The sequence below is a fragment of the Bradyrhizobium shewense genome, from assembly GCF_900094605.1.
GTDB lineage: Bacteria > Pseudomonadota > Alphaproteobacteria > Rhizobiales > Xanthobacteraceae > Bradyrhizobium > Bradyrhizobium shewense.
In genome coordinates, this window is the sequence record NZ_FMAI01000012.1 from 125,961 (window position 1) to 141,194 (window position 15,234).

Consider the following 15,234-nt stretch of genomic DNA (forward strand, 5'->3'; position numbering starts at 1 on the left):
CGTCGCGTGAACATCGCGGAATGGCTTCATGGTCTTGGGCTGGAGCGCTACGCCCAGGCCTTCCACGATGCGGAAGTCACGCCTGAGGTCCTGCCAGAGCTGACCGAGGATGACCTGCGGGAACTTGGCTTGCCACTCGGCCCGCGCAAGACGGTGCTGAAGGCGATTCACGCTCTCGCTCTGTCGAGCGGTCCCACACCTGTGGAGGTTCGTGCCTCGGCGGGACAGCCAAAATTTCCACTGCCGTCGGAAGCAGACCGGCGGCAGCTCACGGTCATGTTTGTCGATCTGGTCGGCTCGACTGCGCTCTCCTCGGGACGTGACCCTGAGGAGTTGAGAGATCTGATACAGGCCTACCACAACACCGTGGCGAGCGAGATCACCCGGTTCGAGGGCCACGTTGCCAAGTTCCTGGGCGACGGCGTTCTCGCTTACTTCGGCTGGCCGCGGGCGCATGAAGATGAGGCGGAGCGTGCAGTTCGCGCCGGGCTTCGGATATCCAAGGCGGTCGCGGCCCTTACCGAGCCGACTGGTGCGGCACTCGCCGCTCGCGTTGGCATCGCAACGGGTCTCGTTGTCGTCGGCGAACTGATTGGCGAGGGAGAAGCGCGCGAGCGGTCGGTCATTGGAGAGACACCAAATCTGGCCGCCCGCCTGCAAGGGCTCGCCGAACCCGGCGGCGTTGTCATCGCCGATTCAACGCGCCGCCTTATCGGAGACGCCTTCATATACCACGACCTGGGGACGGTGCCTCTCAAGGGTTTCCCTGGACCGGTGCAGGCGTGGCTCGTCATGGGTGAGGGCGCGGCCGAGAGTCGATTTGACGCCCAGCACGGGATGTCGACGACCGCGCTGGTCGGGCGCGACCAGGAACTCGCACTTCTGTTGGACCGCTGGGAACAGGCGAACGGGCGAGAGGGACAGATCGTCCTGCTCGGCGGCGAACCCGGCATCGGCAAATCCCACCTAGTGCGCGCGCTGCGCGACCGGCTCGCAGGCGTGCCGCACACACGGCTGAGCCATTTCTGTTCGCCATTCCATACCAACAGCGCCCTTTATCCGATCGTTGGGCTCCTTGAACGTGCAGCGAGAATACGGCGAGAGGACCCTTCCAAAGAACAGCTCGATAACCTCGAGGCGATGCTCACACTTGCGACAGACGACGTGCGTGCGAGCGCGCCGGTTCTCGCGGACCTGTTGGCCATCCCGACGGGCGAGCGCTACTCTCCGCTGGAGCTTAGTCCACACCAAAAGAAGGAGCGAACGTTCCAGGCTCTGTTGGAGCAGATAAAGGGCTTGGCGGCAAAGCAACCGGTTCTTGCCATTTACGAGGACGTCCACTGGGCCGATCCCACCACGCTCGAACTCATTGATCGGGCTGTTGACGAGGTGCAGCGGCACTCGATCCTGATGATCGTTACTTTCCGACCGGAATTCGTCCCGCGCTGGACGGCGCATGGACACGTGGCGGCACTCTTTTTGAGCCGGCTGGGGCGCAGGCAAGGTACTGCCGTGGTCGACCGGATCACCGGCGGCAAACTGCTTCCGCAGGAGGTGCTCGATCAGATCCTGGCCAAGACGGACGGTGTGCCCTTGTTCGTCGAGGAGCTCACCAAGACCGTCCTCGAATCCGGGCTGCTCAGGGATCGGGGGAGCCGCTATGAGCTGATAGGCCCGTTGCCCCCGCTGGCGATTCCGACAACGCTACAGGATTCGTTGATGGCTCGTCTTGACCGGTTGGCACCCGTCAAGGAGGTCGCGCAGATCGCGGCCTGCATTGGGCGTGAGTTTGGACATAACCTTTTGAAAGCAATAACGCCGCTCGGTGAAGATGCCCTCCAGCTCGCGATCAATGAGCTCCTGGACGCGGAACTCATCTTCCGACGTGGAGTGCCTCCGGATATCGGCTACAGCTTCAAGCATGCGCTGGTCCAGGACATCGCGCATGAGAGCCTCTTGAAGAGCAAGCGACAGCAGATCCACACGCGTATCGCCGCAGCTCTCAAAGAACATTATCCTGCCCGTGCGGAGATGGAGCCGGAGACGATAGCCTTGCATCTCGCAGAGGCCGGGCTGGCGGCCAACGCGGTCGGCTATTGGCTGCAGGCCGGCCGGAACGCCGCGGGGCGTTCGGCCAATCTCGAAGCGATCACTCATCTCTCAAGAGGGCTGGAGGCACTCAAGGCCTGTCCGGAAGGGCCGGAGCGGGATCGCCATGAACTCGCGCTCCAGACGGCAATTGGAGGTCCGCTGATCGCCATTCATGGCTACACGGCCCCCCAGCTTGGCACGGCCTTCAGCAGGGCTCATGCGCTCTGTTACGAACTCGATGACACGAATGCTTTGTTCGCTACGCTTAGCGGCAAGTATATTTTCCATTTCGTGAGAGGCGACTACGGAGCCATGCAGAGCCTGGCTGCCGAGGCTCGCCTCGCCGCCGAGCGCACCAAGGACATGGCACTGGAATTGGGCGCGCATCGTTTGGCGGCTCTCACAGCCATGCACGCCGGTGACTTTCTGACGGCCCGCGCCGAGTTCGAGACGATCTTAAGCCGCTATGACCCGGACGCCCATCGGCCAGCGCCTGTGCACTATGTCCATGACCCGAAGGCCTCCGCGCTGCCCTACATGGCGATCGTGCTTTGGATCCTCGGCTACCCCGATCAGGCCCTGAGAACAAGCCGTGCGGCGTTTGAGTACGCTGCGGAGCTGAACCAGACGAACCTTACCGCCCACGTCGCGGTCTATGGCGGAGCGGGACCTGCGGAGCTGATGGGGGACGTGGCGGCCGCGCGTGCGCACGCAGACGCCATCGTCGACCTCGCCGATCAGCACAGCTTGAACTACTGGCGGCTGAGCGGCCTCATCCTTCGGGGGTGGGCCATGGCGCAGGAAGGCGACGCGGAGGGTGGCTTGGCGCTCATGCGCCGAGGGTTGAACGATCGCGGCGGGCTCGGAGCCAGTTGGTACCAGGTCCGGTACTTGTGCATGTTGGCATCAACCTGTTTGCAACTCGGTGACGGCGAGAAAGGGCTTACTGCGCTGGCAGAGGCAAAGGATCTCGCCGCGTGCCACGACGAACATATCTGGGAGGCAGAGATTGCATGCATCGGTGGCGAACTGCGGCGCATTCGTGGAGCTCCAGCCGATGAGGTCGAGGCTTATTTGCAAACTGCACTTGATGTCGCACGCAGGCAAAGCGCGCGGTCGTTCGAGCTGCGCGCGGCCATGAGTCTGGCTCGGCTTTGGCGCGACGAAGGCAGGCTTGTCGAAGCGCGGGCTCTCCTTGCCTCAACGTACGGATGGTTTACGGAAGGCTTCGAAACGTCCGACCTCCTTGCCGCCAAGACACTCACCGCAGAACTGGCTAAGCTTTAGTGCTTGTTTCGTTCGGTGACGCGATATAGCAGCCGCAGTACGTGATGCCTGTGCCGAACGGCAGAGATGAATATGATCTGCAGGGCGGCTGTTGGTAAAGCCTCCGCTTCCTCTGCTGACGAGCGGCAGGCGCCGGCTTCACCCGCGGCGCGTTCTATTCGAACTTCAAGAGCAAGGACGAGCTGATCATCGCCATGCTCGAGGACCATGTAACGCAGTCGATCCGGCGCAACCTCGACATCCTCGCCCAGCACGACAATCTCGACGACTTCATCGCGGCGCTGAAGGCGATGGACCGCACGCGGCAAGATCCCCTCGCCCGTTCGCCGCTCCTGCACATGGAGATGATCCTGTTCGTCGCGCGCGCCGAGAAGCGCCGCCCGAGACGACGCCGGCGGATAGCTTCTTGCGCGCGATCACGGATTTGCGGCGGAGGACGGGGCTGGCGTCGGACACGGGGGCGTCTTCATAGATCGCGGTGGCCCCGAGCAAGCGAGTCGCGAGATTTGTCGCAGGATCGGACAAGGCCCGCCCGCTTTGGGAAAGAAGCTCGATCCGCCCTGCGCCACAAACGAGTGCCATCGTTCGAACCCAGGGTTTCGTCCTGCCTCAGTTCCCCAGCGGCGCTGCGACGCCAACGTCTATTGTCGATGCCCTGAAGGCGGTTGCCGGGCTTCCGCCAAAGGCGCGGGCGAGCTTTTCCTGGGGCCAATGCGTTCGCGGCACCTACTCCCCGTCGCATCAGGCCAAGGAGATCACCAAATCCCGCAGTTTCACCAAGCCGTCCCGGGTGCTTGCGCGGTTCTCGGCGGACGGCTGCACGCCGGATGCGGTGGTCACTGGCAGGTGCTCGCTGCGGGGCTTCAGCTTCCGGCTCGGCAGCGAGGGGCAGCGCTCCGCGATATTCACCCAGAGCGCGCCGGTTCATTTCGCCAGAACACTCGACCAGATGCTGGCATTCCTCCAGGCGCGCATGCCGGGACCGGACGGCAAGCAGGACATGGCGCAGGTCGAGGCATTCTCCGCCGCCAATCCCGAAACGCTGCACCAGGCAAGCTACCTTGCCGTGCATCCGCCGCCCGCAAGCCTTGCGTGCACGACCTATTGGGGCGTGCACGCCTTTCCCGCGACGAACGCAAAGGGCGAGACACGGTTCATCAAATTCAAGGTCGCGCCGGTCGGCGAGGAAGGCAGGCCGCCCGAGGATGCGGCAACAGCCGAGTTCACCGGCTTTCTGCGCGGCGAGCTGGAAGCCCGGATCAGGGCACGCGATGTCAGGTTCAGCGTGCTGGCGCTGCTGGACCAGCCCGGCGACCCCGTCATGGACGTGACCAACCGTTGGCCCGATGAGGATGCGCGCGAAGCGGTACGCCTCGGAACGATCGTGATCACGGGCACAGAATCAAACGAGGCGTGCGACGGCTCCGCGTTCAATCTGGCCGAAGGTATCGGCCACCCGCCGGACGAGATGTTTGCAGCGCGTCGCGCCGCCTATGCCATCTCTCAGGCAAGGCGCCGTTGAGCGGAAGGCGTCTTGAGCCCGATCACGTTTCGCTTTCCGGCACGCCCTGCGCCTCGCGGCGCCACATTCCCGGGCTGATGCCGACCACAGAGGAAAATACCCGGGTGAAGTGGCTTTGATTGGCGAACCCGGCCGATATCGCAATCTCCGCCAGCGACAGGTCGCGCACCGTCATCAATTGCTTGGCCGTGTCCACGCGCTGGCGCAGCAGCCATTGGTGCGGCGGCAGGCCGGTGGAGACGCGAAATGCACGCGAAAAATGACTGACGGAGAGATCGAACTCGGCTGCGATCTTGTCCAGTGAAAGCTTTCCACGGAGATCGGATTCCAGCTTCTCGCAAGCCCGCTTGATCTGCCATGGGGCAAGGCCGCCGCGCGCCGGCTCGGCGGCGCACCGCAATCCGCCGTAGGTCGTCGCAACATGCGCGGCGAGCGCGAGCATCATGTGGTCGATGAAGAGCTGGTTGGCCTCATCAGGCTGGCGCAATGCCGCCAGGAACGATGCGCCGAGATGGCGGATCGTCATATCGTCATGGCCGACGCCGGGCTGGTAGGCGAGTTCGCCGATCCGTGGCGCGCCGCCTTGCCTCGCCATGTCGTCCAACACCGAACGGGGCAGATGGAAGAACAGAGAATGGAAAGGCTTGTCGATCACGTAGCACGGATCGCGTTTCAGGTCGTACAGATAGGTGGCGCCGGCGCGGATATCGCTCTTGGTTACGCAACGACCGCGCTCCCAGCACTCGCACTCGGCGAAATCGCGAAATTTGAGGCTGACGAGATAGGCGTCCTCCGAGGGCATCGAATCGGAAAGACGCGGCATGGGATGGTCATCCCGGGTTTCGGTGACGGCGAGCTCGGCGCTGCGCAGCGAACGCGTGACCAGCGTGGGCGGCGCATCTTTCAAATGCAGAAATCGTTCGACCTTCTGCGCGAAGGCAGCTGCCTGTGTCATGGCGGGAATCTCGGGCGTGATCTCGTATGAGAGGAGACTTGGGAGCGCGGCGCCATCGCCAAATCACCCCCGATTATCCGACATCGCCAAGCGACGGTCCAGACCAGCGGCTCGGAGCGACAGCCGTGTGACGGCCCGCCGCATTTATTGCCTCAGACCGTCTTTCACGAGCAATTTCAACGGGTTTTGATACCTCTCGCGCAATCCCGGTTCAGTGCCTCGGTAAGCGCATCGCCGGCCCATCGTGCGTTTGTGAAAGCGCGCGCCGCCTTGGAGCAGGATCGGACAAAGCATCACCGCTTCAGGAAATACGCTGAACCTTCGCAGCGCATAGAACACGCCCCGACCCGTACAAATACGGACAGCTGATCGAAAGCTTGAGCTGATCAGGAGGAGCCACCCAATGACCGGGAGCACTGCACTCATGCGCAATCCCTCGCACAAGGGCTTGCCACCCGCGCCGGGCTCACAGCCGGACGATCGCTCGAATTCTGAGCGACGCGCTGAGGCGGAGATGGCGCGCGTGCTCGGGACCGAACCACTTCGCATGGCATTGGAGTCCTCCGGTGCCGGGATCGCCCATTGGCAACATGATCCGTTGCACGACGTCGTCGAGCCCATGAGCCACCACGTGATCATGGCCTACAACGGCGTGATGCAACGCATGGAGCGGCGGACGGGAAAATCGGTTGCGATCGGTACGTTTCGTCGCGGGGTCGTGATCGTCATTCCGGAAGGATCAAGCTCCCGATGGGACATTCCGAAGCCCGTCGATGTGGTTCAACTGTATCTTCCTGATGCAACGTTGAAGCGCGTTGCTCGCGAAGCCGAGATCACGGGAACGGACGACCTGCTGGAGCGGACAGCGCATCCAGACCCCATTACGTCTCGGCTGCTCCTAAGCGCGGCAGATGCGCTGGGAGGCAATGAAGCCCTGGATACGCTGTTCCGGCATCAACTGACAGATCTTCTGGCCACGCGCTTGCTGGTTGCGCACACAGGTTCGCCAACCATGCTCCAGCCGACCATGGGCGGGCTGTCGCCGAAGATCCTGCTCCGTGCGATCGAACGGTTGCGCTCGGACAGCGATGCGGACGTCTCGCTCGATGCGCTGGCTTCCGATGCCGGACTATCGCGCTTTCACTTCTGCCGCGCCTCAAGGAAAGCACCGGCCTTTCCCCGCACTCCTGGCTGCGCCAACACCGGCTCGAGCAGGCCATGAGCATGCTGCGCGACAGCGACGAAGCGGTCGTCTCGATCGCTGCGGCGCTGGGCTATTCGTCGCAGACGGCGTTCGCAGCAGCCTTCAGGAAGCTGACCGGCGAGACGCCGAGCGACTGGCGCAGGCGGCACGCGCGCTAACGAGCCCCGCCGATCCGGTCCGTCATCGGCAGGTTGTCAGCGACGACACTGAACCGCGCGGTCCAGCGCCTGCGGTCCGAAGTCGAGACGGACCTCTCACTCCCGCGCTGGCGTCGGATGCCGGCCTGCTGCGCTTCCATTTCTGCCGCGCGTTCAAGAAAAGCACCGGGCTTTCGTCGCGTGCCTGGCTGCGCCGGCACCGGTTCGAGCAAGCCATGAAGCTGCTACGCGACTCCGACGATTCGATCGTTTCGATCGCAGCTGCGCTTGGCTATTCCTCGCAAACGGCGTTCGCAGTCGCCTTCAAAAATCTGACCGGCGAGAGCCCGAGCGACTGGCGCAGGCACAAGCGTTAGCAGCAATCGCGATGCAACCACGGCAATCGCTCTGGCGCAGCGGCAGATTCGATCCGCTAGACCATCACCGTGCCAGACCAATCGACGGAGACCGAAGATGACCTGGAAAAACTTCATCAGCCGGCGGGTGATCGCTTCGCGACGCCGAGGCCTTGCAACCGCAACCTTGTACGGACTCTCGCTGGCCGTTCGCTTCACGTCGGCGACGGGCGAGCAGGTCGAGATTCCGGCGCAAGCCATGCATCCGACCTACCCGCTGGTGTCCAACATGACCCGGGATGGCTCCGGTCTTCCCTACCAGGACTGGGGCCCGAGGACGACTCAGCCGGTCGTCTTTCGTCAAGGTTGGTTACGCCAAAGTTCGTTGCACCAAGGCTGGCCGTCGAGTTCGCCGCTGTCGCGCTGCGCCGCGCCTTAACACCGACGGTTCACTTCAACCCTTCGTGCCATCACCGGACGCTGCCTCAAGCGGAGCAGCGACGGCGCGCGCACGGACTTTCGAAACGCAGAGATCGAAACGCAGAGATCAAGGAGTAAACTCATGCGACTAGTCATCATCGGCGCCGGCTTCGCCGGCATGTACGCCGCCCTTTCCGCAGCCCGCCTGCGCGAGATCCAGGGCGTCTCGCCAGACCAGCTCGAGATCGCGCTGGTTGCCCCCGAGCCGACGCTCGTGGTTCGCCCTCGGCTCTATGAACGAAAGCCGGAGACCCTGACGGCGCCCCTGCTCGACGTGCTCGAGGCCATCGACGTCAGCTATGTGCAAGGCATTGCCGAGACGGTCGACACCAAATCCAGCATGGTGAAGATCGCCACGGCGAAGGGCACGAAAAAGACGCTCTCTTACGACCGCCTCGTCGTGACCACCGGCAGCCGGCTGTTTCGCCCGAACATTCCGGGTCTTGGCGAGCACGGCTTCAGCGTCGATTCGCTCGCGGATGCGATCGCGCTGGACAAGCATCTGCATGGCCTCGCCAAGCGGCCGGCCACGAACGGGCGCGACACGGTCGTCGTCTGCGGCGGCGGCTTCACCGGCATCGAGGCGGCCACCGAAATGTCGGGGCGGCTTCGCGACATCCTGGGCGCGAACGCCAGGCCCCGCGTCATCATCGTCGAACGCAACACGTCGATCGCGCCCGACATGGGCGCAGGTCCCCGGCCCATCATCGAGGAAGCCCTTGGCAAGCTTGGCGTGGAAGCCCGCCTCGGTGCAGGGGTCGCCTCGCTCGACAAATCCGGCGTCACCCTGTCCAGCGGCGAGCACATCGAGACCGAGACCGTGATCTGGGCCGCGGGCATTCGCGCCGCGCCGTTGACGACGCAGATTCCCGCCGAGCGCGACAGTTTCGGCCGGTTGCTTGTCGACCGCTGCCTGCAGGTGACAGGCGTTCAGGGCGTCTTCGCCGCCGGCGACGCGGCGCGTGCGGCCTGCGATGACGAGGGCAATTACGCGCTGATGTCGTGCCAGCACGCCACGCGCATGGGCGCCTTCGCCGGCAATAATGCCGCAGCCGAACTGCTCGGTCTCGCGACCAGGCCCTATCACCAGAAGGGCTACGTCACCTGCCTCGACCTCGGTGGAGCCGGCGCGCTGTTCACGCGCGGCTGGCAGCGCGAGGTGACAATGGTCGGCGAGGTCGCCAAGAAGACCAAGCGGGAGATCAACACCGTCTGGATCTATCCGCCCAAGGCCGAGCGCGCCGCCGCGCTCGCCTCCGCCGATCCGGAGCATGTGACCGACGTGACCGGCTTCCTCTAGTCCCTTCACACGAAACGGGCTGCGCATCGTCGCCGAGGCGCAGCCTCCCCCTGGATACTCTGGAGCTCGACCACAATGAAACACGAGACCGTGCGCACCAGCGCATTCGCCATGCCGCTGACCAACCCCGCCTTTCCACCCGGGCCCTACCGCTTCGTCGACCGCGAATATTTCATCATCCAGTACCGGACCGATCCCGAAGCGCTACGCCGGATCGTGCCCGAGCCGCTCGTGATCACCGACCCCGTCGTGAACTACGAGTTCATTCGCATGCCCGACTCGACCGGCTTCGGCGACTACACCGAAAGCGGCCAGGTCGTCCCGGTGAATTACCAGGGTCAGGCCGGAAGCTTCGTCCACCAGATGTTCCTGAACGATCATCCGCCGATCGCTGGCGGGCGCGAATTGTGGGGCTTCCCCAAGAAGCTGGCGCAGCCGAAGCTGGCGGTCGAGATCGACACGCTCGTCGGCACCCTGAACTACGGCTCGGTCCGCATCGCCACCGGCACCATGGGCTATAAGCATCGCGCCCTCGATGCCGCTGCCGAAGCGAAGAAACTCGCCGCCCCGAATTTCCTGCTCAAGGTCATCCCGCATGTCGACGGTACGGCGCGCATCTGCGAGCTGGTGCGCTTCCATTGCGAGGACATCACGGTGAAGGGCGCGTGGACCGGGCCGGCGGCGCTCGACCTCTGCTCGCATGCACTTGCACCCGTCGCCGAGTTGCCGGTGCTGCAAGTGTTGTCGGCCAAGCATGTCGTCGCCGATCTCACTCTCGGGCTCGGAACCGTCGTGCACGACTATCTGTCGCCGCGCACATCCGAACAACGGCGCGCATCGACTTCCGAAATCTTGATCGCCGGATGACCGGCTCGGCCGCAATGCAGGGAGTACTGGCAATGTTGAATGTGATGCGGGAGCCCATCAATCCTGCGCAGCAGATCGATTCGCTGCCTTACGATGTCGTCGCGCTGGTCCTTCAGGGCGGCGGTGCCCTCGGCGCCTATCAGGCCGGGGTCTACGAAGGCCTGCATGAGGCAGGCATCCGGCCGAACTGGCTTGCCGGCATTTCGATCGGTGCGCTCAACGCTGCCATCATCGCGGGCTCGCCCGAGGCCGAGCGCGTGGAGCGGCTGCGCGAGTTCTGGGAGACCATTTGCGCCTCCTCGATCGAGTGGCCTGCCGGTGAGGGGCTGGCCAATGCCCTGCCCTTTGCATTCGACATCAGCTCGGTGCGGAACGCCCTGGCGGCGATGCGCGCCCTGATGCAGGGCCAGCCCGGCTTCTTCAAGCCGCGCTTCCCGTCGCCGCTCTGGTCGCCATTCGCGGGCGATGCGGCGACCAGCTTCTACGACACGGCACCGTTGCACGCGACCCTGGAGCGGCTCGTCGATTTCGACCGGTTGAACTCGGGCGACGTGCGCGTCAGCGTCGGCGCGGTCAACGTCCGCACCGGCAACCTGACCTATTTCGACACCGCCGAGCGCCGGCTGGGGCCGAAGCATTTCATGGCGTCCGGCGCACTGCCGCCGGGATTTCCCGCCGTCGAAATCGAGGGCGAGCATTACTGGGACGGTGGTGTCGTCTCCAACACGCCGTTGTCGCGCGTGCTCTCCGGCGACGCACGCGACTCGCTGACGTTCCAGATCGACCTCTGGTCGGCCAAGGGGCGCGTTCCCTACGACATGATGGAAGTGTCGAGTCGTCAGAAAGACATCCAGTACTCGAGCCGCACCCGCGCCGTCACCGACCAGGTGCTGCAAATGCAGAAGATGCGCCAGGCGCTCCAGCGGACAATCGATAAATTGCCGGAGGCGGCGAAGCAGGAACCGGAAATCAGAACCATCGCAGATATGGCTCGCCATCGCTCCCACAACATCGTCCACCTGATCTATCAGACCAAGCTCAACGAGGGCCACTCGAGAGACTACGAGTTCGGGCTGAGCGCGATGCGCAGGCATTGGCAGAGCGGGCTGGAGGACATCCGCCGCACGCTGTCCGACCGGCGTCGTCTCGACCCGCCGCCACCCGAGCTCGGCATCGTAACCCACGACATCCATCGCCACGACTGAGCAGGCAGCAGCGCCACCGGCCCGGAAGAATGCCATGTCCGCATCGGGACAGGCATGAACGAGCGCAAACGACAACGATTACAGAAAGGACATTCCATGTTGAAGGGCAAGATCGCCATCGTCACCGGATCGACCAGCGGCATCGGGCTCGGGATCGCGAAAGAGCTCGCGCGCCTCGGCTCCGACATCGTGTTGAACGGTTTTGGCGAGGCAGGCGAGATCGAGACGATCCGCAGCAGCGTCGAGCGGGAGCATGGCGTGCGCGTGGTCTATGACGGTGCCGACATGTCGAAGAGCGAAGCCGTGCGCGGCCTGATCGGGGCAACGATCGAGAAGTTCGGGCGCCTCGATATCCTCGTCAACAACGCCGGCATCCAGTTCACGGCACCGGTCGACGAATTCCCGCCGGCCAAGTGGCAGGCCATCATCGACATCAACCTGTCGGCGGCATTCCACAGCATCGCTATCGCAGTGCCGCAGATGAAGCGGCAGCACTGGGGACGGATCGTCAACATCGCCTCCACGCATGGCCTCGTCGCCTCGACGCACAAGGCCGCCTATGTCGCGGCCAAGCACGGGTTGGTCGGCCTCACCAAGGTGGTCGGTCTCGAGACCGCCGGCAGCGGCGTCACCTGCAACGCGGTTTGCCCCGGCTGGGTGCGCACGCCGCTGGTCGAAAAACAGATCAGCGATATCGCCACCGACAAGCACATCAGCCAGAAGCAGGCGACGCACGAGCTATTGGCGGAAAAGCAGCCGTCGCTCGACTTCGTCTCTCCCGCGCAACTGGGCGGCACGGTCGCCTTCCTGTGCTCGGCCGCGGCGGACCAGATCACCGGGACCGCGATCTCGGTCGATGGCGGGTGGACCGCGCAGTAACCGGGCGCACGAACGCGGACACAGTGACCATAACCGTTGCAGGAGGCTGTCGTGATGCATCTGAACAAAAGGGTGATCGGCCTGTCGCTGTGCTTCACCTCCGTCGCGGTCGTCGCCGCGGGATTTACCTATGCTCAATCCGGCGAGACTTCGACCGACAACGCCTATATTCGCGGCGACGTCACCTCGCTCGCGCCAAAGGTTGCGGGTTACGTCACGGCAGTGGAGGTGCAGGACAACCAGGCTGTGCGGGCGGGTGACGTCCTGTTCCGAATCGACGACCGGGACCATCGCGCGCGGCTCGCCCAGGCGGTCGCCAATCTCGAAGCCGCACGGGCCCGCCTGACCAATGTCGACGCCGAGATACAGCTTCAGCATGCCCTGATCCGGCAGGCCGAAGCTCAAGGGCTTGCGAGCGTGGCCGAGAGGAATCTGGCGCGCAAGGCGTCAGACCGTCGCCGCGAACTGATCCGCACCAATGCCGTCAGCCAGGCCCAGGTCGATGAAAGCGACGCGGCGCTGTCGAAAGCCGAGGCGGCGGTCTCCGCGGCGGAGGCAACGATCGAAGCCCAGCGGCAGCGCATCGCCGTCCTCGCCAGCCAGCGCGAAGCTGCCGTGGCCGCGGTGGCGCAGGCACAGGCCGCACGCGATCTCGCGCAAATCGATCTCGACAACACCGTCGTCCGTGCACCGGTCGAGGGCGTCATCGGCAACCGCCAGGTCCGCATCGGCCGCCTGGTCGCGCCGGGCACCTCCCTGCTCGATATCGTCCCGGTCAAGGATGTGTGGGTCGTGGCGAATTTCAAGGAGACCCAGGTCGAGCACATCCGGCCGGGCCAGCGCGCGCGCGTCACCGTCGACGGTTACAGCCACACAACGCTTGACGGCGTGGTGGACAGCTTTGCGCCAGGCAGCGGATCCGCCTTCAGCATGCTCCCCGCGGACAACGCGACAGGTAACTTCGTTCGGGTCGTTCAACGCGTCCCCGTGAAGATCCGCTTCACCAGCAATCGGCTGCCCGGCCGGCTGGTACCAGGCCTGTCGGCGCGCGTCGAGGTCGATCAAGGGAGCGGCTCATGACGGCGACCGTCGCCACCGCGCCGCGCGGGGGGGCCCTGTTCGTGGCGGGCATCGTGCTGGCCACGCTGACGGAGGCGATCGCAAGCACGGTTCTGTCGCTCGGGCGCGGCTACATCATCGGCGACGTCCACGTCACGCCCGACGAGTTCGCCTGGCTCGACGTCGGATACATCGCCTTGAAGCTGATCGGGTTCATGACCGCGCCCTTGCTGGTGCACCGTGTCGATTCTCGCCGCCTGATCATCGGCTCGACCCTGGTGATGGGCGCCGCGTGCGGCTTGACGATCGTGACGGCGCGACTCGATCTGCTGATCGTGCTCCGCATGATTCAGGGCCTCGCTGGCGGCATCCTGCTCGTCGCGGGTCAAGTGACGCTCTTTCACGCCTATCCGCGATCCCGCCAGCCGATCCTCCAGGCCGTGTTTGCGATGGGATCGGTGGTCGCTCCCGCAACGCTCGCCCCGGCTTTGCAAGGCTGGTTGATCGACAGCCGGTCCTGGGCGTGGATCTTCTTCAGCGTCGTTCCCTTGGCGCTGGCGGCTGCCGGTCTGCTGTTGATCGCGGATGACCCGAAGCCCATCACGCGACAGCGCCGCCCGCTCGACTGGGTCGGCCTGGGGCTGATCTCGGTCGCGCTCATCTGCTTCTCCTACGTCCTCAACCAGGGCAGCCGATGGGCCTGGTTCGAGGAGCCCGGCATCCTCTGGCTCACTGTGAGCGGGACGGCCGCGTTGCTGGCCTTCCTCGGCAGGCAGGTGCTGGCCAGGGGCGAGGGCCTGCTCGACTTCTCCTTGTTCGAGTGCGAGGATTTTTGCTTCGCCTTTGTGGTCAGCTTCGTTGCGGGCGCCGCGTTGTTCGGCAGCGCGTTCCTGATCCCGTCCTTTGCCGTGTCGGTTCTGGCGTTCAGGCCGACCGACGCCGGTCTTCTCTTGCTGCCGAGCGGCGCGTTCTTCGTCGCCACGTTGCTGGTGGCCGCCTTCCTCATGCAGGTCCGTCGCGTTCCCCCCGTCGCCACGGTCCCCTTTGGCATCCTGATGATCACGGTTGCGATGTGGATGTTGTCCGGTTCGACCAGCGAAAGCGGTGCCCATGACATGATGGCCGCCATCCTCTTGCGTGGCCTCGGCCTTGGCTTCCTGTTCCTGTCGATCACCCTGATCGCCTTCGGCAACCTCAACGAACGCAACCGCGCCTTCGGCATCGGCCTCTTCAACACGAGCAGGCAGCTCGGCGGCCTCATCGGCGTCGCTGGCCTGGAGACCTTGATCGAGCACCACACCGCCGGCAATTTGACGGTGCTCGGCGCCAACCTAACCGCCGGCGTGCCCGCAGTCAGCGAGCGGCTGACCTCGACCGCCGCAATGCTCGCCGCGAGGGGAATGGACGCGCTGGCCGGCCGCGCTGCGACGAGCCTGCTGGACCGCGTCCTCATCGGCCAGTCGACAGTGGTCGCCTTCGACACGGCGTTCAATGCCGTTGCCCTGCTCTTTGTCTTCGCGGTGCCGGTGCTGGTCACCGTCAAGCTGGGACTGCACCGATACGCCCAAATGCGCGCTGCGCAGTCACGCCGGACCGGAGAGTCGCAGAGCACTGGCATCGCGATCTCCGTCGAGTGCACAAGCGCATGCATTGGCAGCAATTGCTCTACAGCGACGGCAATCGCTCTGGCGCAGCGGCAAATCCGATCCGGTAAACCATCACCATGCCCAGGCAGCGCACGGAGAATGATCGGAGCGAATATCGCCGAGACGACGAAGCAGGAAATCGGCATCAGCCGAACCGATCTCCCTGAGGGTCGAGCGCTCGCCTTGGCCGCCCCGGAGCGCGCCACCAGTCTCTGAACATCCGATCATCAATGCGAACAGAGGAGC

Annotated in this window: 11 protein-coding genes and 2 pseudogenes; 11 read left to right on the forward strand and 2 right to left on the reverse strand. The window is 64.5% G+C overall.

The genetic code is table 11. The features are described 5' to 3' along the window. Positions 1 to 6: 6 nt before the first annotated feature. Positions 7 to 3,378: an adenylate/guanylate cyclase domain-containing protein gene (locus GA0061098_RS23020; RefSeq protein WP_091961531.1), complete on the forward strand. Its 3,372-nt coding sequence runs from the start codon at positions 7 to 9 to the stop codon at positions 3,376 to 3,378. On the opposite strand, the gene GA0061098_RS47450 is transcribed toward GA0061098_RS23020, so the two are convergent. After that, positions 3,375 to 3,686, reverse strand: a complete 312-nt coding sequence (locus GA0061098_RS47450; RefSeq protein WP_430649273.1) for a hypothetical protein — start codon at positions 3,684 to 3,686, stop codon at positions 3,375 to 3,377. The two genes, GA0061098_RS23020 and GA0061098_RS47450, sit on opposite strands and share 4 nt — an antisense overlap. Before the next feature lie 296 nt (positions 3,687 to 3,982). On the opposite strand from GA0061098_RS47450, the gene GA0061098_RS23030 reads away from it, so the two are divergent. Then, positions 3,983 to 4,900 (forward strand): catalase, encoded by a 918-nt coding sequence (locus GA0061098_RS23030; protein WP_091961895.1) that lies wholly within the window; start codon positions 3,983 to 3,985, stop codon positions 4,898 to 4,900. 22 nt (positions 4,901 to 4,922) lie between these two features. On the opposite strand, the gene GA0061098_RS23035 is transcribed toward GA0061098_RS23030, so the two are convergent. Next, positions 4,923 to 5,855 (reverse strand): helix-turn-helix domain-containing protein, encoded by a 933-nt coding sequence (locus tag GA0061098_RS23035; RefSeq protein ID WP_091961535.1) that lies wholly within the window; start codon positions 5,853 to 5,855, stop codon positions 4,923 to 4,925. Between the two features lie 403 nt (positions 5,856 to 6,258). Here GA0061098_RS23035 and GA0061098_RS23040 point away from each other — a divergent pair. The 9 genes and pseudogenes from GA0061098_RS23040 to GA0061098_RS23080 all read left to right on the forward strand — a co-directional run bounded on the left by GA0061098_RS23040 (position 6,259) and on the right by GA0061098_RS23080 (position 15,204). Then, a pseudogene (locus GA0061098_RS23040) lies at positions 6,259 to 7,217 on the forward strand (helix-turn-helix transcriptional regulator). 27 nt (positions 7,218 to 7,244) lie between these two features. Further along, positions 7,245 to 7,573, forward strand: a pseudogene (locus GA0061098_RS23045) (helix-turn-helix transcriptional regulator); the annotation flags it as partial. 97 nt (positions 7,574 to 7,670) lie between these two features. Further along, positions 7,671 to 7,991 carry a hypothetical protein gene (locus tag GA0061098_RS23050; protein ID WP_091961538.1) on the forward strand — a complete coding sequence of 107 codons (321 nt, stop codon included), beginning with the start codon at positions 7,671 to 7,673 and terminating at the stop codon, positions 7,989 to 7,991. A gap of 123 nt (positions 7,992 to 8,114) precedes the next feature. Continuing rightward, the gene (locus GA0061098_RS23055) at positions 8,115 to 9,332 is read left to right on the forward strand and encodes an NAD(P)/FAD-dependent oxidoreductase (RefSeq protein ID WP_091961541.1); all 1,218 of its coding nucleotides are present in this window, start codon (positions 8,115 to 8,117) and stop codon (positions 9,330 to 9,332) included. 75 nt (positions 9,333 to 9,407) lie between these two features. Next, positions 9,408 to 10,199, forward strand: a complete 792-nt coding sequence (locus GA0061098_RS23060; protein WP_091961543.1) for an acetoacetate decarboxylase — start codon at positions 9,408 to 9,410, stop codon at positions 10,197 to 10,199. A 32-nt stretch (positions 10,200 to 10,231) separates the two neighbouring features. After that, a complete protein-coding gene (locus GA0061098_RS23065) occupies positions 10,232 to 11,404 on the forward strand; it encodes a DUF3734 domain-containing protein (RefSeq protein WP_091961899.1) in 1,173 nt (390 codons plus the stop codon). 96 nt (positions 11,405 to 11,500) lie between these two features. Next, positions 11,501 to 12,283, forward strand: a complete 783-nt coding sequence (locus tag GA0061098_RS23070; RefSeq protein ID WP_091961545.1) for a 3-hydroxybutyrate dehydrogenase — start codon at positions 11,501 to 11,503, stop codon at positions 12,281 to 12,283. A gap of 54 nt (positions 12,284 to 12,337) precedes the next feature. Next, positions 12,338 to 13,363 carry an HlyD family secretion protein gene (locus GA0061098_RS23075; protein WP_091961902.1) on the forward strand — a complete coding sequence of 342 codons (1,026 nt, stop codon included), beginning with the start codon at positions 12,338 to 12,340 and terminating at the stop codon, positions 13,361 to 13,363. Further along, a complete protein-coding gene (locus GA0061098_RS23080; protein WP_091961548.1) occupies positions 13,360 to 15,204 on the forward strand; it encodes an MFS transporter in 1,845 nt (614 codons plus the stop codon). The genes GA0061098_RS23075 and GA0061098_RS23080 overlap by 4 nt, the downstream gene beginning before the upstream one ends. Positions 15,205 to 15,234: the final 30 nt, after the last annotated feature.